Annotated in this window: 13 protein-coding genes and 2 pseudogenes; 4 read left to right on the forward strand and 11 right to left on the reverse strand. The window is 69.8% G+C overall.

Going from position 1 to position 16,948, the window contains the following annotated elements; translation table 11 throughout:
- Window positions 1–72: 72 nt before the first annotated feature.
- Window positions 73–495 carry a hotdog fold thioesterase gene (locus tag ACHMXA_RS03850; protein WP_176665464.1) on the reverse strand — a complete coding sequence of 141 codons (423 nt, stop codon included), beginning with the start codon at window positions 493–495 and terminating at the stop codon, window positions 73–75.
- A gap of 97 nt (window positions 496–592) precedes the next feature.
- Here ACHMXA_RS03850 and ACHMXA_RS03855 point away from each other — a divergent pair, with 97 nt between their 5' ends.
- Window positions 593–1,948 carry a hypothetical protein gene (locus ACHMXA_RS03855; RefSeq protein WP_395318606.1) on the forward strand — a complete coding sequence of 452 codons (1,356 nt, stop codon included), beginning with the start codon at window positions 593–595 and terminating at the stop codon, window positions 1,946–1,948.
- A 19-nt stretch (window positions 1,949–1,967) separates the two neighbouring features.
- Here ACHMXA_RS03855 and ACHMXA_RS03860 read toward each other — a convergent pair whose 3' ends face one another.
- The 3 genes from ACHMXA_RS03860 to ACHMXA_RS03870 are packed head-to-tail and all read right to left on the reverse strand — an operon-like array spanning window position 1,968 to window position 5,154.
- Complete coding sequence (locus ACHMXA_RS03860) at window positions 1,968–3,356, reverse strand: tripartite tricarboxylate transporter permease (protein WP_395318608.1); 1,389 nt, start codon at window positions 3,354–3,356, stop codon at window positions 1,968–1,970.
- Window positions 3,353–3,814 carry a hypothetical protein gene (locus ACHMXA_RS03865; RefSeq protein WP_395318610.1) on the reverse strand — a complete coding sequence of 154 codons (462 nt, stop codon included), beginning with the start codon at window positions 3,812–3,814 and terminating at the stop codon, window positions 3,353–3,355. The genes ACHMXA_RS03860 and ACHMXA_RS03865 overlap by 4 nt, the downstream gene beginning before the upstream one ends.
- Before the next feature lie 53 nt (window positions 3,815–3,867).
- Window positions 3,868–5,154 (reverse strand): hydroxymethylglutaryl-CoA reductase, degradative, encoded by a 1,287-nt coding sequence (locus ACHMXA_RS03870; protein ID WP_395318612.1) that lies wholly within the window; start codon window positions 5,152–5,154, stop codon window positions 3,868–3,870.
- A 156-nt stretch (window positions 5,155–5,310) separates the two neighbouring features.
- Here ACHMXA_RS03870 and ACHMXA_RS03875 point away from each other — a divergent pair.
- Window positions 5,311–6,706 (forward strand): annotated as a pseudogene (locus ACHMXA_RS03875) (PLP-dependent aminotransferase family protein).
- 15 nt (window positions 6,707–6,721) lie between these two features.
- On the opposite strand, the gene ACHMXA_RS03880 reads toward ACHMXA_RS03875, so the two are convergent.
- Window positions 6,722–7,498 (reverse strand): crotonase/enoyl-CoA hydratase family protein, encoded by a 777-nt coding sequence (locus ACHMXA_RS03880; protein WP_395321215.1) that lies wholly within the window; start codon window positions 7,496–7,498, stop codon window positions 6,722–6,724.
- Window positions 7,499–7,586: 88 nt separating this feature from the next.
- Here ACHMXA_RS03880 and ACHMXA_RS03885 point away from each other — a divergent pair, with 88 nt between their 5' ends.
- The gene (locus ACHMXA_RS03885) at window positions 7,587–8,369 is read left to right on the forward strand and encodes a PaaX family transcriptional regulator (protein WP_395318614.1); all 783 of its coding nucleotides are present in this window, start codon (window positions 7,587–7,589) and stop codon (window positions 8,367–8,369) included.
- Window positions 8,370–8,385: 16 nt separating this feature from the next.
- Here the strand turns inward: ACHMXA_RS03885 and ACHMXA_RS03890 are convergent, their stop codons facing one another.
- From ACHMXA_RS03890 to ACHMXA_RS03900, 3 genes are read right to left on the reverse strand one after another with little or no spacing between them, the layout of a single operon-like run.
- Window positions 8,386–9,648, reverse strand: a complete 1,263-nt coding sequence (locus ACHMXA_RS03890) for an amidohydrolase family protein (RefSeq protein ID WP_395318616.1) — start codon at window positions 9,646–9,648, stop codon at window positions 8,386–8,388.
- Window positions 9,645–10,160 carry a GAF domain-containing protein gene (locus ACHMXA_RS03895; protein WP_395318618.1) on the reverse strand — a complete coding sequence of 172 codons (516 nt, stop codon included), beginning with the start codon at window positions 10,158–10,160 and terminating at the stop codon, window positions 9,645–9,647. Before ACHMXA_RS03895 ends, ACHMXA_RS03890 begins: the two co-directional genes overlap by 4 nt.
- 16 nt (window positions 10,161–10,176) lie before the next feature.
- Window positions 10,177–11,544 carry an MFS transporter gene (locus ACHMXA_RS03900; protein WP_395318620.1) on the reverse strand — a complete coding sequence of 456 codons (1,368 nt, stop codon included), beginning with the start codon at window positions 11,542–11,544 and terminating at the stop codon, window positions 10,177–10,179.
- A gap of 144 nt (window positions 11,545–11,688) precedes the next feature.
- Here ACHMXA_RS03900 and ACHMXA_RS03905 point away from each other — a divergent pair, with 144 nt between their 5' ends.
- Window positions 11,689–12,603, forward strand: coding sequence for a LysR family transcriptional regulator (locus tag ACHMXA_RS03905; RefSeq protein ID WP_395318622.1), 915 nt, complete (start codon window positions 11,689–11,691; stop codon window positions 12,601–12,603).
- A 21-nt stretch (window positions 12,604–12,624) separates the two neighbouring features.
- Here the strand turns inward: ACHMXA_RS03905 and ACHMXA_RS03910 are convergent, their stop codons facing one another.
- The 3 genes and pseudogenes from ACHMXA_RS03910 to ACHMXA_RS03920 all read right to left on the reverse strand — a co-directional run bounded on the left by ACHMXA_RS03910 (window position 12,625) and on the right by ACHMXA_RS03920 (window position 16,924).
- On the reverse strand, window positions 12,625–14,442 hold the full coding sequence (locus ACHMXA_RS03910) for a feruloyl-CoA synthase (RefSeq protein WP_395318624.1): 1,818 nt from the start codon (window positions 14,440–14,442) through the stop codon (window positions 12,625–12,627).
- 322 nt (window positions 14,443–14,764) lie between these two features.
- Window positions 14,765–15,713: pseudogene (locus ACHMXA_RS03915) on the reverse strand (3-hydroxyacyl-CoA dehydrogenase NAD-binding domain-containing protein).
- Window positions 15,710–16,924: an ABC transporter substrate-binding protein gene (locus tag ACHMXA_RS03920; protein ID WP_395318626.1), complete on the reverse strand. Its 1,215-nt coding sequence runs from the start codon at window positions 16,922–16,924 to the stop codon at window positions 15,710–15,712. The pseudogene ACHMXA_RS03915 and the gene ACHMXA_RS03920 overlap by 4 nt, the downstream one beginning before the upstream one ends.
- Window positions 16,925–16,948 lie beyond the last annotated feature (24 nt).

A 16,948-nucleotide genomic window follows, 5' to 3' on the forward strand; every position in this document is an offset into this window, starting at 1 on the left:
TGATTGTGGGTGATGAACCCCGCCCTGAACACCGGCACGCACCCTGCCGCCGGAGAAAGGAAACCGCCGCCTTCAGCGCGGCTGCAGCACCGCCATCGTGATGCGCGACACGCAGGTCAGCTCGCCCGCCTCGTTGGTCAGCTCGATCTGCCAGACCTGCGTGGTGCGCCCCCGGTGCACCGGCCGCGCGGTGCCGATGACCCAGCCGCTGGTGACCGAGCGGATGTGGTTGGCGTTGATGTCCAGGCCCACGGCCCGGTCGCCCTCGGGGGCGGAGTAGTGGGCGCCGCAGGAGCCCAGCGTCTCGGCCAGCACCACCGACACGCCGCCGTGCAGGATGCCGTAGGGCTGGCGGGTGCGCTCGTCCACCGGGCAGCGGGCGCGGATGAAGTCGTCGCCCACCTCCAGGAACTCGATGCCCAGCGCGGAAACGACCGTGCCCACGTGGTTGCTCGTGAGCGCCTCGACGGAGATCTCTTTCTTCCAGATACGCATTCAGTGCCTCTTTCTTTCTTCTTGCCTGTAACAGTGGCCAAAACTATAGCGATGGCGGCTGACAAACCGAGTCGCCTTTGCGTGCTACCTTGAGCCGATGAAGCACCCCCTGCGCCGCTGGCTCCTGGGCATCGCCGCCGCGCTGCTGCTCGGCGCGGGCGCCTTGGTGTGGGTGGTGAGCACCCGCCTGCCCACCGACGACGAAGTGGCCGCGAAGATCGCCGACGCCTTCCAGAAGCGCTTCGGCGTCGCCCTGAAGGTCGGCGGCGCCCACTGGGCGCTGGTGCCGGTTCCGGTGCTCGTGCTGTCCGACATCGCCACCGACCAGCCGCGCCCCATCACCCTGCGCCGCGTGACCGTGCGGCTCGATCCCGCGCCGCTGCTGCGGCGCGTCATCGCGGTGGACGAGATCGAGATCGAGGGCCTGGTGCTGCCGCGCGCCTCGTTTCGGGCGTTCCGGGGCAGGGGCCCCAAGCCGCAGGAAGGCGGCGGAGGGGGCATCGTCCCGCTGCCCGCGCCGTGGACGCTCGCTGCCGTGCCCGTGGAACAGCTGCGCTGGCGCGACGTGACCTGGATCGACCGGCGCGACATCGCGCTGGCCTACGACGGCGAGATCCGCTTCGACCCCGGCTGGCGCCCGCGCCAGGCCCGGCTCGAGCGCGCCGGCCTGGAGCCGCCGGCCCAGCCCGTGCGCCTGCGGCTGGACCGCCAGGCCGGGCAGGACCGCTGGCGCACCCGCATCGATGCGGGCGGCGGCACCTGGAACGGTGTCTCCCGCCTCGAGATCCAGCCCGACGGAAAGATCCAGCTCTCGGCCGACCTGGAGCCGCGCCAGATCGACATCGAGAGCCTGGCGCAGGCCTTCGGGCGCCGCACCTCGGTGGCGGGCAGGTTCTCGGGCACCACCACGCTGCGGGCCGAGGCCGCGAGCACCGACGAACTCGGCGCGCTGATCCGCGGCCTGCACACCCGCACCACCTTCTCGGTGCAGCCCGCCACGCTCACCAGGCTGGACGTGGCCAAGGCCGTCACCACCGCCGGCATCAGCCGCGGCGGCACCACCAGGCTGGACGAGCTCACCGGCACCCTCGACACCCAGGGCACCGAGGACGGCGTGGTCATGCAGTACAGCAACCTCAAGGCACGCTCGGGCGTGCTCACGGCCAGCGGCAACCTGAAGCTCTTCAACCGCAGGCTCGACGGCGAGATCGCGGTCGACCTCGTCGACGGCGTGGTCGGCGTGCCGCTGAAGATCGGCGGCACCGCGGGCGACCCGGAACTCTCGCTGACCGGCGGCGCGCTCACCGGCGCGGCCATCGGCAGCGCGGTGCTGCCCGGCGTGGGCACCGCCATCGGCGCGCGCCTGGGGCAGCAGGTGGAGAAGATGCTCGGCGGGGGCAAGCCGGAGAAGCCGGCACCGAAGCCCGTGCCCAAGGCCAGGCCCCGGCCCTGACCCCGGCCCCGAGCGAACTCTAGGCAAAGGCCTTGATGGCCGCCGGCACCGTCAGCACGGCCGTGTAGTAGCCCATGAACTGCACCCCGGTGTTGAACCCGATCGCGCGCGACAGCAGCCCGCCCAGCAGCCCCATCGTCAGGATCACCAGCAGCCCGAGCAGCTGGCCTTCCCACACGCTGATGACCACGATCAGCCCGACGAAGGTCGCGATGATCGCCTCGTGGCTCACCTTGCGCGAGACGAACAGTGCCGCGCGGCGCGCGAAGTTCATGGTGAACGGATAGGCCACCAGCGCGGCCAGGATCACCGCCAGCATGCCGTAGCCCAGGAACTCCCAGTGGTTCAGCAGGTTGTGCAGGTTGTGCGTCTGGCCGCTGGCCGCGTCGATGGTGAAGACCGGCGGTGCGTTGAAAAGCGGCGCGGCCGGCCCGGCCGCCACCGGGCTCAGTGGCAGGCCGATGGCGATCAGCGGGATCAGCGCCTCGGCGATGTAGGTGGCCTCGGTCACGCCGTTGCGCGCGGCCAGCGTGGTGGTGAGCCGATGGTAGGCGTGCTTCACGCGCGAGCCGACCAGCTCGCCCAGCACCACCGTCATCGCGACCGGGCTGAACACGAAGGTGGCGCTGGAGACCGCCGCCGTCGCGAAGGTCCACTTCACCTGCCCGCGGTCGAGCACCCGGAACGGATTGGGAAAGTAGCCCGACCAGCCCTTCACGTCGGGCGCCAGCGAGAAGGTGCGGACCTTGTCGCGCTTCATGCGGGCGCGCGCGGCGGGCGAGATCACCGAGAACAGGTCGGCCACCAGCGGCCCGATGGCAATGCCCAGGAAGTAGCTGATGCTGAGCTTCACGCCGTACTTGCCGGTGAGCGCCTGCAGCGCCACGATCACCATGACGAAGGGCACCAGCGTCGCCACCGAGGCCCAGCGCCCGCTGGAGAAGTACGCGATGGCCACTGCCGCCGCCACGAAGATCCACGGCGCCGCCTTGGTGATGGCCGCGCCGTAGGGCGCCAGCAGCACCGCGAACAGCACGGCCAGCGGCACCGCGATGAAGGCCGCGATGATCGCGCCCGACACCATCTTGCGCAGCGCGATGTGCGGCACGCCCAGGTTGCGCAGCACGTTGGCGTCCTGCAGCAGCGGCGTGGCCATGGTGTCGCCCGGAATGCCCAGAAGGGCGGTCGGCACCGCGTGCGTCATGTGCTTGGCGACGGCCGCCGCCAGGAAGAAGGTGAACACGCCCACCGGCGGCACGCCCAGCAGCACCACCAGCAGGGTGAGCGGCGCGAGCGTGGTGGTCTCGTCGGTGCCCGACACGAGACCGATCGCCGCGAAGACCACGGCGCCCACGAGGCCCATGCCGGTGGCCACGAGGATCTGGTTCAGGAGCGCGGCGTCGATCATTGCGCGGCTCCTTCGACTCCCTCGGCGCGCCGGGCGCGGGGCTCGTACGACGCGAACAGCTCGTGGATCTCGAGCTCCTTCATCTCGCGCACCACCACGGGCGGCAGGTCGTCCATCGAGCCCAGGCCGCCGTGCTCGGCGGCCAGCTCGGCCAGCACCTCCTCGCGCCAGCGCGGGTCGGCCGCCGCTCCCTCGACCACCTCGCGCTTCGGCTCGAACAGCCGCGCGCAGATCAGGCCCGACACCACGCAGCCGCCCAGGCCGGCGAGCATGGCGTAGGCCCGCGCCAGCTCGGGCGTGCCCACCGTGCCCGCGAGCACGCGGCTGGCGACGAGGTAGCCCGCGAGGCTCACCGCGACGCCGATCGCGATCGACCATGCGAGGTGGCCCAGGTCGGCCGTGTCGCCCCATATCTCCACCAGCCGCCAGCGGGCGGGCGTTGCTTCTTCTGCGTTCATTTCTCGTTGTCTCCGTCTGTGGTTGTGTTTGTGGTCGTCCGTCGCGCCCGTGCCTACTTCTTGCGCAGCGCCTCCAGCAGCGCCACCGCGCGGTCGGTGCGCACGTCGTGTTCGGCGGCCATCTGCCTGGCCACCGCGTCGATCTCGTCGCCCGTGGCGCCCGCCACCAGCGCGATGTTGCGGGCGTGCAGCGCCATGTGGCCGCGCTGGATGCCTTCGGTGGCCAGCGCGCGCAGCGCGCCGAGGTTCTGCGCGAGGCCCACCGCCACGGCCACCTCGCCGAGTTCCTGCGCCGACTTCACGCCGAGGATCTTCAGCGCGAGCCGCGCCAGCGGATGCGTCTTCGTCGCGCCGCCCACCAGGCCCACGGGCATCGGCATCTCGATGGTGCCGACCAGCGCGCCGCGGTTGTCCTTCTCCCAGGTCGTGAGCGAGGTGTAGCGGCCGTTGCGGCAGGCGTACGCATGCGCGCCTGCCTCCACCGCGCGCCAGTCGTTGCCCGTGGCGACGATCACCGGATCGATGCCGTTCATGATTCCCTTGTTGTGCGTGGCCGCGCGGTAGGGGTCGACGGCCGCGAAGGTGTACGCGTCGATCACGCCTTCCACCACCTCCTCGCCGCTGCGCTCGCGCGTGGCGAGCACGGCGGGTTCGAGCCGCACGCGCGCGCGGGCCAGCCGCAGGTCGGCCAGGTTCGAGAGGATGCGAAGGCGCACCGTGCCGCCCGTGAGCTGCTCGACCAGCGGCGACACCGCCTCGGCCATGGTGTTGACGGTGTTCGCACCCATCGCGTCGCGCACGTCGACGACCAGGTGCATCACCACCATCGGGCCGCGCGGCGTGTCGTCGAACACGTGCACCTCGATGTCGCGGCAGCCGCCGCCCAGGCCGATGAGCACCTTGTCGCGGCTGTTGGCCACCTCGAGGATCCGCTCGCGCGCCCGCAGCAGCGAGAGCCGCGCGCCGTACGGGTCGGCGATGCCGATCACCTGCACCTGCGCGCGCATCAGCGGCCCGGTGCTCGAGGCCTCGAAGCCGCCGCCTTCGCGCGCCAGCTTGGCCATGAAGGACGCCGCGGCCACCACCGAGGGTTCTTCCACCGCCATCGGCACCAGGTAGTCGCGGCCGTTCACGGTGAAGTTGCCGGCCACGCCCAGCGGCAGCTCGAAGGTGCCGATCACGTTCTCGACCATGCCGTTGGCGCGTTCCACGCCGAGGGCGCCGGGTGCCTGGAGCAGCGCGGTCTCGTCGGCGGCGAGCGACGCGGCGCGCGCGAGATGTTCGAGGCGCTGCGCCGGAGCGAGTGCGCGGAAATTGGGAATGCGGGAGTCTGCGACCATCGTTGTGTGTCTCTTCGTTCGAAAGAAAGAGGTTCTGGAGTCGGTTTCGGGAGCGCGCAATTTAGGTCGGCTGTACCGCCGGCGGAAGGTACAGTTTGTCGGGACAGTGCGGACAGCGGGCGGCCTTGCGTGCCCGCTGTGTCACAGTCGACGCCCATGACGACCATTGCGGATTCGCTCGCCAACGCCATCGAGCGCCAGATCGCGAGCGGCGCCTACAAGGCCGGCGACAAGCTCCCCTCGCTGCGCGAACTGGCGCAGCTCCACGGCTACGCGAAGAACACCGTGGTGGCCGCCTTCGAGCTGCTGGTGTCGCGCGGGCTGGTGGAGCCCAGGCGCGGCTCGGGCTACTTCGTGCGTCCTCCGCAGCAGCAACAGGCAGCTAAGGCACCCGAGGACGATGCCGGCAGCCTCGGCCGCGCCATGGACATCGTCTGGCTCATGCGCGAGCAGCTCAAGACGCAGCCCGACGCGATCGCCGTGGGCGACGGCTTCCCGCCTATCGCGTGGCTGGCCGACGTGCGGCTCGACAAGTACCACCCCAAGGTGGTCCGCACGGGGCTCGGCGCGCTCTTTCGCTACGGCAGCCGCTTCGGCTATGCGCCGCTGCGCGACCACCTGGTGCGCAAGCTCGCCGACTTCGGTATCGGCGCGGAGCCGCGGCAGATCGTGCTGACGCACGGCGCCAACGAGGCAATGGACATCGTCATCCGCTACTTCGTGCCGCCCGGCGGCAAGGTGCTGGTGGACGATCCGGGCTACTACCCGCTGTTCGGCAAGCTCAAGCTCGCGGGCGCCCAGGTGCTGGGCGTGCCGCGCCTGGCCGACGGGCCCGACCTTCGAGGCGCTGGAGCGCCTGCTCGTGGCCGAGCGGCCGCGCCTGTTCTTCACGCAGTCGATCGCGCACAACCCCACCGGCTCCGACATCTCTCCCGCCAAGGCATTCCGCGTGCTGCAGCTCGCGCAGAAGCACGACCTGCTGATCGTCGAGAACGACCCGCTGGCCGACTTCAAGCCCACCTCGCTGCCGCGCCTGGCCGCGCTCGACCAACTGGAGCGCACCATCTACATCGGCAGCTTCTCCAAGTCGTTCTCGGCGGCGCTGCGCGTGGGCTTCATCGCCTGCGGCGCGGACCTGGCGAGCGACCTGGCCGACCTGAAGGCGCTGATCCACGTGAGCAGCTCCGAATACTGCGAGCGCACGGTCGACGTCATCCTGAGCGAGGGCCACTACCAGCGGCACCTCAACCGCCTGCAGACGCGGCTGGGCGAGGCCACGCGCAATGCAATCAGGCTCTTCGAATCGGTCGATGCGGAAGTATTCGCGCGCACCCCGCAGTCGCTCTACGTGTGGGCCGCGCTGCCCGGCGTGGCCGACTCGCTGGCCTTTGCGAAGGAGCTGCTGCCGCGCAAGATCGTGATGGCGCCGGGGCGCATCTTCAGCGTCGACTCCACGCAGGTGTCGCGCTGGTCGCGCTTCAACGTGGGCGCCATGGCCGATCTGCGCTTCGCCAAGGCGCTGCGGGTCGCGCTGCGCCGGCAGGCGGGCTGAGCGCCCGCGGCTTCGTCAGCGCCCGAATTCCCCGTGCCGGCCCTCGCCGCCGGCGAAGCGCGCGGCGCCGGATGCGCCCTCCGCGAAGACCACCGGAACGCCCTGCGCGCCCTCGCGGCGCAGCGCCTCGGCCAGCGGCATGTCCCATTGCTCGTAGGCGGAGCGGCGGTCGGCCAGCATGCATTGCTGCGGAAAGTCGGCGAGCTCGCGTGCCAGCTGCTGCGCCGCGGCCAGCGCGCTGCCAGGCGGCGTCACGCGGTTGACCAGGCCCATCGCCAGCGCCTCGGGCGCGCCCACCGCACGGCCCGTGAGGATCATGTCGAGCGCGCGCCCCATGCCCACGATGCGCGGCAGCCGCACGGTGCCGCCGTCGATCAGCGGCACGCCCCAGCGGCGGCAGAACACGCCGAACACCGCGTCTTCGTCGGCCACGCGCAGGTCGGCCAGCAGCGCGAGCTCGAGGCCGCCGGCCACCGCGAAGCCGTTCACCGCCGCAATCAGCGGCTTCGACAGCGCCATGCGCGTCGGCCCCATCGGGCCGCTGCCGCCGCCTTCGGGGTCGAGCTCGTTGCGGCGGGCCGGGTCGCCCACGGCGCTGAGGTCGGCGCCCGCGCAGAAGTGGCCGCCCGCGCCGGTCAGCACGGCGACGCGCAGCGCATCTTCGGCCTCGAACCGGCCGAAGACCTCGCGCAGTTCGGCCGCGACCAGGCCATCCACCGCGTTGCGCTTGCCGGGCCGGTTCAGGGTGATGGTGCAGACGGCGCCATCTGTGGCGCAGCTCACGTATTGCATGGCCATGCACAGGTCCTTCCGGGGCAAAATCCCATCGTAGGAAATATTTCTTCATTTCGCAACGATGGACAAAATATGTAATGTGCCGGTGGCGGTCCCCAGCGCCCCCGACCTGATTCTCGACCTGCTCGTGGCCGACGGCGGCACGCTCAGCGCACAGTCGCTGTGCCGCGCGGGCGCGCTCATGGGCATCGGCGAGTCGACCCTGCGCGTGGGCCTGACGCGGCTGGCGGCCGAGGGCAAGATCGCCCGCGGCGAGCGCGGCAGCTACTCGCTCGACCGGCGAGGCGCGGCGCTCGCGCGCGCGGTCGACGACTGGCGGCACAAGCAGGCGCAGGCGGTCGCATGGCGCGGCGACTGGCTCGCCGTGCACGACGCGGGCGTCTCGCGCACCGACAAGACCGCGTGGCGCCATCATGCGCTCGCGCTCTCGCTGCGCGGTTTCGCGGCGCTGCGGCCGGGCCTGCAGATCCGGCCCGACAACCTTGCCGGAGGGCTGGAGGCCGAACGCGCGCAGCTGGCGGCGCTGGGGCTCGCGCCGAGCGCGCTGGTGTTCCGGCTGGCCGACCTCGACGATGCCGCGCAGGCCGCCGCGCGCAAGCTGTGGAACGTGCGCACGCTCGAAGCCGATTACCGTCGCCTTCAGACCGGCCTGGAACGCAGCGAGAAGCGCCTGCGCACCCAGAAGCTCGAGACCGCGACGCGCGAGTCGCTGCTGCTGGGGCGCGCCGTGATCGCGCACCTCATCCGTGATCCGCTGCTGCCGGCCGAGCTGATGTCGCCCAAGCCGCGCGCCGCGCTGCTCGCCGCCACCCGGCGCTACCAGGACAAGGCGCTGGTGCTGTGGCGCAAGTGGCTGGCGCAGCCGTAGCCCCTGGGGCGCCGCTTCAGTGCAGGGCGGCCAGTTCGTCGAACTGCACCACGCCTTCCTTCATGACCAGCGGAATGCGCTCGCCCTGGCCCAGCAGGCAGCCGATGTCGCGCAGCGGATTGCCGTCCACCACCAGCAGGTCGGCCAGGGCGCCGGGCACCAGCCGGCCCAGCCGGTCGCCCATGCCCAGCACCTCGGCGCCCACGGTGGTCGCGCTGGCGATGGCTTCGGCCGGCGACAGCACCTCGGCGCGCAGGCGGAACTCGTCGCTCTGCAGGCGCTGCGATTCGCCCAGCAGGTCGGAGCCGTAGCCCATCTTCACGCCCGCGGCCTTGTAGATCTCCAGCGAGCGCAGGCCCGCTTCGCGCACGCTGGCCACCTTGGCCACGCTCTCCGGCGGCAGGCCGAGGCTCTCGCCTTCGTTGGCCAGCGCGTCGTAGGTGACGAGCGTGGGCACCACGTAGGCGCCCAGCTCCGCCATGAGTCCGGCCGTCGGCGCATCGACGAGGTTGCCGTGCTCGATGGTGCGCACGCCGCAGCGCACCGCGCGCGCGATGGCCGCGGCGGTGTACGCGTGCGCCATCACGTAGGTGCCGCGTCCCTCGGCCTCGGCGACGATGGCGCGGATCTCGTCCTCGCTGTAGCCGAAGGCGCCCACCGGGTCGGTGGGCGAGGCCACGCCGCCGGAGGCCATGATCTTGATCTGGTCGGCACCCATCTGCAGTTCCTCGCGCACCGCCTTGCGCACCGCGTCCACGCCGTCGGCCACGCGGGCCAGCGCGCCGACGCGCACGCAGGTGGCGCAGGCGCCGTCGTTGTTGCTGCTGAGGTAGTCGGAGCGCGCGCGCATGTCGCCGTGGCCGCCGGTCTGGCTCAGCGCGCGGCCCGAGACGAACAGGCGCGGGCCCTGCGCGAGCCCTGCGTCGATCGCCTGCTTGAACGCGAAGCCCGCGCCGCCCGCATCGCGCACCGTGGTGAAGCCTCGGCGCAGCATGCCGCGCAATATCGGCACGCTGCGCAGCGTCACCAGCACGTTGGGCATGTGCACCTGCCGCGAGAGATTGAGCTCCACCGCGATCACGTGCACGTGCAGGTCGATGAGGCCGGGCATCACCGTGCGGCCCTTCACGTCGACGACGCGGGCCGAGGCGCTGCGGATCGGCTTGTCGGAAACCTCGCGGACCACGCCGTCCTCGACGAGGACGTGATGGTCTTCCAGCAGCTCGGCGCGCTGCGGGTCGAGCAGGTGGGCGTTGCTGAAGAGCACTGCGTTCGTCATGCGGGCGACTCCTTGGTCTGTTGCTCCATCACGGCGGGCACCGCCAGCTGCGCGAACACGCGCGCGGTCTCGACGTGTGCGTCGTCGTACCAATTCTCCTCGTGCAGCATGTTGAGCGTGCCCAGCGTCTCGCCGCGCCAGCGCAGCGGGATGTTCAGCACGCTGCGGCAGCCCAGCGACACGATGAGTTCATGGTCGTAGAACACGTCGCGCAGGTCGTCGGCGGTGCGCCCGATGTAGGGCAGGCCGCGCTGCATCACCTGCTGCATCCACGGCGAATCGGTGATCGGCTTGCGTCCGCCCACCGGGTAGGCCTCGCGCATGTTGGTGTAGATGCGCTCCGACTCGCGCGCCTCGCGGTGGTGGACCAGGATGGTGAAGAGCCTGTGGCCGATGGTCGCGGCCAGCGCCTTGTCGATCGCGTCGAAGGTGGCATGCGGCTGCTGCGTGTCGGCGTGCGCGAGCGCGACGGCCGACAGCGATTCGTCCAGAAGATGATTCCTTGGTTGCATGGATCTCGCTTGTCGTTCAGGAAAGCTCGGCGGCCGCGATGTCTTCGAGCGAACGGCCGCGCGTGGGAATGCCCATGAAGGTGACGGCCGCGGCGCCCAGCAGCAGCACGGCCGTCGTCATGCCGAACACGCCCGCGAAGCCCAGCGCCGGATACACGAAGCCGACCAGGATCGGCGCCGTGATGCCGCCGATGCGCCCGATGGCCGACGCCAGCCCCGCGCCGGTGGCGCGCACCTGCGTCGGGAACACTTCGGGCGTGTAGGCGTAGACGCCCGCGTAGGTGCCGTTCATGAAGAAGGACAGCAGCACGCCCGTCGCCATGATCTGCGTGTCGCTGTGCGTGAAGGCCAGCCCCAGCGCTGCGATGCCGCCCAGCAGCATGTAGGCCACGATGGTGGCCTGCCGGCCGATCTTCTCGTTGAGCCACGCGGCCGAGAAGTAGCCCGGGATCTGCGCCAGGTACATCACCAGCGAATAGCCGAAGCTCTTGGTGATCGTCATGCCGTTCTGGATCAGCAGGCTCGGGATCCAGGTGAAGAACGAGTAGTAGCTGAAGGTGATCGACAGCCACATCAGCCAGGTCATGACGCTGATGCGCATGAGCTTGCTGGAAACCAGCGTGGCGTAGTTCTTCAGCAGGCTGCCGCGGCTGCTGCTGGGAGGCGGCGCGGCCACGTCCTCGGCGTTGAGGGCAGGCAGCGCGAGGCCGCGGCGCGCCATGTCGGATTCCATCGCGTCGACGATGGTGTCCGCCTCGGCCTGCCGGCCCTGGCTCTCGAGCCAGCGCGGCGACTCCGGCAGCGCGCGGCGCCACCACAGCAAGAGCAGCACCGGCAGCGCGGTGATGAAGATCACGATGCGCCAGCCCTGCGGGTGCGCCGGCACGATGAAGTAGCCCAGCAATGCCGCCGCCACGAAGCCGAAGGAGAAGAAGCCCGCCAGCGCCCCGGTGAAGGTGCCCCGGTAGCGGCGCGCCACGAACTCCGAAAGGTAGGGCGCGATGATCGCGCTCTCGGCCCCCGCGCCGAAGCCGGCCACGATGCGCAGGCCGAGGAACACCGTCCAGCTGTCGACCATGCCGCTGAAGAGCGAGGCCACGCAGTAGATCGCCAGCGCCGACATCATCACCTTGCGCCGCCCGAACAGGTCGCCGCAGGTGCCGGCCGCGAGCGCGCCGAAGAAGAAGCCGATGAAGTTCGCGCTGGCCAGCACGCCGATCTGCACGCTGCCGAGCCCCCATTCGGTGCGCAGCACCGGCAGCACGAAGGCGATTACGGCTGCATCCATTGCATCGAAGGTGTAGCCCAGTCCTCCCATGAGGAGCAGGCGCCGGTGGAAGCCGGAGAACGGCAGGCGCTCGATGCGGGCAGACAGCATGGTCATGTGAATCCCTCGACTTCGGTGGTGCGTTGAAAGAGCAACGGTGGCGAAGCGGCAGATCGTAGGATCGCGGGGATATCACGACAAATTTATATGCGTGATTGTGTTCATTGACTCAGTGAATGAAATGACCGGACGGGGCACGCCATGAACTACCGCAATGCCGACCTCAACCTGCTCAAGGTGTTCGAGGCGCTCATGACCGAAGGCAACGTCACGCGCGCGGCCGGCAAGCTGTCGCTGACGCAGCCGGCCGTGAGCAACGCGCTGCGCCGGCTGCGCGACACCTTCGACGATCCGCTCTTCGTGCGCAGCGGCGCGGGCGTCAACCCGACGCGGCGCGCCATCGACCTGTGGGAGCCGCTGTCGCAGTCGCTGCAGGCGATCCGCGCGACCATGGATGTCGAGCACTTCGACGCGCTGCGCAGCACGGCGAGCGTGAGCATCGCCATGTCCGACTACGTGGCGTCCATCGTGGTGCCGCGGCTGGCGCAGAGGCTGGGCAAGGTCGCGCCGTCGATGCAGGTCCACGCCATTCCCAACACGCTGGTCGACTTTGGCCCGGTGCTGGCCGACAACAGGGCCGACTTCGCCATCAGCGTCTACAACGAAGAGGTGCGGAGGCCGACGTTCCTCAAGTCGCGGGCGCTGTGGTCGCCCGACTTCGTCTGCATCATGCGGGCGGGCCATCCACTGGCGCGCGCCGAGAGGATCCCGCTGAAGAAGTTTCTTGCCGCGCGCCACGTGGACGTGAGCCTGGTCGGCAAGACCACGCCCACCTACGACCTGTTCCTGCGCAGCCGCGGGCTGCAGCGCAACCTGGTCGCGACGGTGAACCACTACGGCGCGGCCTACGAGGTGGTGCGCCGCTCCGACCTGATCGCCGTGCTGCCGTGGTCGGAGAAGTTCGAGCCTGCGCGCCTGACGGGCCTGCGCAAGATGCCCGTTCCGCTGGAAGCGCCGCCGCGCATCATCGAGCTCTTCTGGCACCAGCGCAACGAGAGCTCGGGCCTGCACCGGTGGCTGAAGAACACGCTGCTCGACCTGTTCGAGCAGGCCTGAACGCCTGCCCGCGGCGGAAAGTCAGCCCTCCAGCCGCACCACCTGCGCATCGGCACCGGCAGGCGCGCGTGCATGCAGCCGCTCGACCTCGGCCGCGCGCCGCATGAGCACGGAGCGCTGGTTGATGTAGCCTTTGTCGGTGATCTCGCCCGCGTCGAGGCTCGGCGGCTCCGACAGCACCAGCGCGCAGGCGGGGCACTGCGACGAGCCCGCGCCCTCGTCGCGCAGCGATCGCATCACCGCGGCGATGCGATCGCCCAGCGCCTGCGGCGAAAGCGCGGCGCCCTGGGGGCTCGCGAAGACCAGCATGCCGATCTCGTCGCGGTCGTGGCCGGTGAGCACGATGTCCTGCACGTGCGGCGCGAGCATCGACACCAGCTTCACGCGCAGCGTGCCCACCGACACCCAGGTGCCGCTGGAGAGCTTGAAGTCTTCCGCCACGCGGCCGTCGAAGATCACGCCCTGCGCGGGCTGCGAAGGGTCGGCCAGGAAGCCGGCGTCGCCGATGCGGTAGTAGCCTTCTTCATCGAAGGCCTGCGCCGTTTCGCGCGGTGCGTCGCGGTAGCCGGGAAACACCGACACACCCTTGACGCGCATTTCCAGCTTCTCGCCATTGGGCACGAACTTGAGCTCCAGCCCCGGCAGCGGCGCGCCGATGCAGCCGGCGCCGTCGAGCTGCCAGTGCGCGGAGGTGATGGCGGGAGAGGTCTCCGTCGCGCCCCACGAGGTGGTGAGCCACAGGGGCCGCTCGGGCCGCACGCGCCTGGCCACTGCCTCGAGCCTCTGCCAGGTGGATGGAGCGAGCGCCGCCGCCGCGTAGAAGGCGAGGCGCAGCCGCGAGAACACCTCGGCGGCCAGCGCATCGTCGGCCTCCAGGAAGGGCAGCAGCATGTCGAAGCCGCGCGGCACGTTGAACAGCAGCGTGGGCTTCACCTCGCGCAGGTTGCGCACAGTCTTCTCGATCAGCCCGGGCGCTGGCCGGCCCTCGTCGATGTAGAGCGTGCCGCCGTGGCACAGCACCATGTGCAGGTTGTGGTTGGCGCCGAAGGTGTGGCTCCAGGGCAGCCAGTCGACCAGCACCGGCTTCTCCTGCGAAAGGAAGCGCCAGGTCTGCGCCATCATCTGCTGGTTGGCGCACAGCATGCGGTGCGTGTTGATGACCACCTTGGGCTTGCCGGTGGAGCCGGAGGTCAGCAGGTACTTGGCGTGCGTGTCGGGCAGCACGTCGGCGAAGGCCTGCATCACGGCGGGCGTTTCCTTCGCCGCGAGCAACTGATCGAATGACATTGCACCGGGATGCGCATCGGCGTTGCGGCTGAACACCGTAAACGCTTCGACGCCACAGCCCGCGAGCGAGCCGCCGTACACCTTCGCGTCGGATGCATAGATCAGTGCGGGCTTCAGCGCCTGCAGCATGCCGTGCAGCCGCGACGGGTCCTTCGCCATGCGCGAGTAGGCGCTGGACAGCGAGCAGGCGGTGCGGCCGATGTGCATGGCTGCGAGCATCAGGACCGCGTGGTCGATGGCGTTGTCCGAGAGGATCACGACCGGCTGGCCCGCCGGCAGGTTCAGGTCGAGCAGTGCCTGCGCGACCGAACCCACGGCCCGGCGCAGCGCGCGGTAGTCCAGCCTGCGCCAGCCTTCGCCGTTCTCGTCGCGCTCCGCGAAGGCCAGCGCGTCGGGTGTCTCGCTCGCCCAGCGTTCGATCCATTCGCCGATGCAGCGCGCGTAGGGCTTCAGCGTCATCGGCGAACGCAGCGCGAAGGAGCCGTCGTCGAAGTCGATGCGCACCGTGCGGGGCGGGGCGATCAGGGTTTCGTCGTTGAGGAAGTCGGTCATTTCAGTGTTCCGCGGTTTGTTCAGGGCGTGTGCGAATGGCACGGGGTGCTCCCCTCCGCGAATGTCCCCCGGGGCTGCGCCCCTCCTCCTTTATTTCGCTGCGGGGAGCACCCCGTGCCATTCGCACATGAGCGCAGTCGTAGTGCCGGCCGCACAAGCGCTGCGCCCATCGATCACGTCGATGGGGTGCCTTGCGCAGCGAAATAAAGGAGGAGGCCGAAGGCCGGGGGACATTCGCGGAGCAAGGTACCCCGTCGGCGTGATCGCGCCCCGAACAAAGCGCCCCACGCACAACAAGGCGAATGGAAAAGCAGGACTCCATCTAATCGAGCTTGCCGCTATCGGCCTTCGCGCGAATCAGGTTTAACAGCAGGGTGTCGCGCGCCGCTTCGAGGTCCGCTGTGTAGCGTTGCCCCAGTTCCTCGTCGACACCTTCCTTCACCTTCTTCTTCAGCTCCGCCGTCATCGACGGTGCGCCCGAGATCCTTCCACCAGTCCTCGATCGGCCCGCCCAGGTGCGCGAGAACGTGCTCGATGCCGCCCGCACCGCCCGACAGGTGCAGGTTCATGAACGGCCCCATCACTGCCCAGCGCAGGCCGGGCCCGTGCGCGATGGCCGTGTCGATGTCGGCCACGCTGGCCACGCCCTGGTCGACGAGGTGGAAGGCTTCGCGCCACAACGCGGCCTGCAGCCGGTTTGCGATGTGGCCTTTCACCTCGCGCTTCACGTGGATCGGCCGCTTGCCGATGGCGGCGTAGAAGGCCATGGTGCGCTCGACGGCCTCGGCCGAGGTCTGTTCGCCGCCGATCACCTCCACCAGCGGGATCAGGTGCGGCGGGTTGAACGGATGCCCCAGCACCACGCGCTGTGGATGCGCGCAGCCCGACTGCACGCCGCTGATCGCGAGGCCCGAGGAGCTCGATGCGAGGATCGCCTGCGGCGGCGCGGCCGCATCCATGCGGCTGAACAGGTCGATCTTGAAATCCATGCGCTCGGGGCCGTTCTCCTGGACGAAGTCGGCCACCGAGACGGCGTCTTCAAGGCTGTCGTGGAAGCGCAGGCGTTCGATGGAGGCACCCGGCGCGAGGCCGAAGCGCTTCAGCGTGGGCCAGTGCTTCGCCACGGCTTCGCGCAGCCGCTCCTCCGCGCCGGGCGAGGGGTCGGTCGCGTTCACGTCGAGCCCGTGCGCGAGGAAGTGCGCGGCCCAGCTCGCGCCGATCACGCCGGTGCCGACCACCGCCACGCGCTGGATGTCCGAGGATGTGCTCATGTCGATTTCCACCGCGCGCAGCGGCTCTCCGCCTTCGTGGTCCATGCGGCCTCGCCGCGGATCGGCTCGACCACCTTGTAGTAGTCCCAGGGCTCCTTCGACTCGGCCGGCGCCTTCACCTGCATCAGGTGCATGTCGTGCACCATCAGCCCGTCTTCGCGCAGCCAGCCGCCCTTGACGAACATGTCGTTGAACTTCGTCTTGCGCAACTGGGCCATCACCTTGTCGGCGTCGTCGCTGCCCGCGGCCTTCACCGCCTGCAGATATTGCAGCGCGGCCGAGTAGTCGCCGGCGTGGAATGAGGAGGGCATGCGCTTGTGCCTGTCGAAGAATCGGCGCGCCCATTCGCGCGACTCGGGGCTCTGGTTCCAGTACCAGCTGTCGGTGAGGTACATGCCCTGCGACGCCTTCAGGCCCAGCGCATGCACGTCGTTGATGGTGATGATCATGCCGGCCAGCTTCATGTTCTTGCCGATGCCGAACTCCGCCGCCGACTTGATCGCGTTGACCGTGTCGCCGCCCGCGTTGGCCAGCGCCAGCACCTGCGCCTTCGAGCTCTGCGCCTGCAGCATGAAGGAAGAGAAGTCGCTCGCGCCCAGCGGATGCTTCACTGAGCCCGCCACCGTGCCGCCCGCGGCCTGCACCGTCTTCGTGGCGTCGTTCTGCAATGCCGCGCCGAAGGCGTAGTCGGCCGTCACGAAATACCAGCTCTTGCCGCCGGCCTTGACCACCGCACTCGCGGTGCCGCGTGCCATGGCCACCGTGTCGTAGGCGTAGTGCACCGTGTAGGGCGAGCAGTACTCGTTGGTGAGGCCCGAGGCGCCCGAGCCCACCACGAAGTAGGGCTTCTTCTTGTCCGCCGCCACGCCCGCCATGGCGATGGCCGCACCCGAGTTGACGCCGGCGATCAGCATGTCGACCTTCTGCACGTCGAACCACTCGCGCGCCTTGGCTGCGGCGATGTCGGGCTTGTTCTGGTGATCGGCCGTGACCAGCTCGATCTTCCTGCCGTCGATGGCGCCGCCCATGTCGGCGATGGCCATGCGGATCGCCTCGGCGCCGGCCGGACCGTCGTAGTCGCGGTAGATGCCCGACATGTCGCTGATGAAGCCGATGCGGATCACGTCGTCGGACACCTGGGCCGAGGCGCCCGTTGCGGCGAATGCCGCGCCGAGTGCCACGGCCAGGGCGGTTCGGGAAAGATTGCTCATGTACTTGTCTCCGTTCGTTTTCCT

The organism is Variovorax sp. UC74_104, from assembly GCF_044055375.1.
Lineage (GTDB): Bacteria > Pseudomonadota > Gammaproteobacteria > Burkholderiales > Burkholderiaceae_C > Variovorax.

Excerpts from the sequence above, each read along its gene's own strand:
- ACHMXA_RS03890 (WP_395318616.1), bottom strand. The coding sequence starts at position 9,648 with ATGACGAACGCAGTGCTCTTCAGCAACGCCCACCTGCTCGACCCGCAG.
- ACHMXA_RS03895 (WP_395318618.1), bottom strand. The coding sequence starts at position 10,160 with ATGCAACCAAGGAATCATCTTCTGGACGAATCGCTGTCGGCCGTCGCG.
- ACHMXA_RS03900 (WP_395318620.1), bottom strand. The coding sequence starts at position 11,544 with ATGACCATGCTGTCTGCCCGCATCGAGCGCCTGCCGTTCTCCGGCTTC.
- ACHMXA_RS03905 (WP_395318622.1), top strand. The coding sequence starts at position 11,689 with ATGAACTACCGCAATGCCGACCTCAACCTGCTCAAGGTGTTCGAGGCG.
- ACHMXA_RS03855 (WP_395318606.1), top strand. The coding sequence starts at position 593 with ATGAAGCACCCCCTGCGCCGCTGGCTCCTGGGCATCGCCGCCGCGCTG.
- ACHMXA_RS03870 (WP_395318612.1), bottom strand. The coding sequence starts at position 5,154 with ATGGTCGCAGACTCCCGCATTCCCAATTTCCGCGCACTCGCTCCGGCG.
- ACHMXA_RS03865 (WP_395318610.1), bottom strand. The coding sequence starts at position 3,814 with ATGAACGCAGAAGAAGCAACGCCCGCCCGCTGGCGGCTGGTGGAGATA.
- ACHMXA_RS03860 (WP_395318608.1), bottom strand. The coding sequence starts at position 3,356 with ATGATCGACGCCGCGCTCCTGAACCAGATCCTCGTGGCCACCGGCATG.
- ACHMXA_RS03910 (WP_395318624.1), bottom strand. The coding sequence starts at position 14,442 with ATGACCGACTTCCTCAACGACGAAACCCTGATCGCCCCGCCCCGCACG.
- ACHMXA_RS03920 (WP_395318626.1), bottom strand. The coding sequence starts at position 16,924 with ATGAGCAATCTTTCCCGAACCGCCCTGGCCGTGGCACTCGGCGCGGCA.
- ACHMXA_RS03880 (WP_395321215.1), bottom strand. The coding sequence starts at position 7,498 with ATGCAATACGTGAGCTGCGCCACAGATGGCGCCGTCTGCACCATCACC.
- ACHMXA_RS03850 (WP_176665464.1), bottom strand. The coding sequence starts at position 495 with ATGCGTATCTGGAAGAAAGAGATCTCCGTCGAGGCGCTCACGAGCAAC.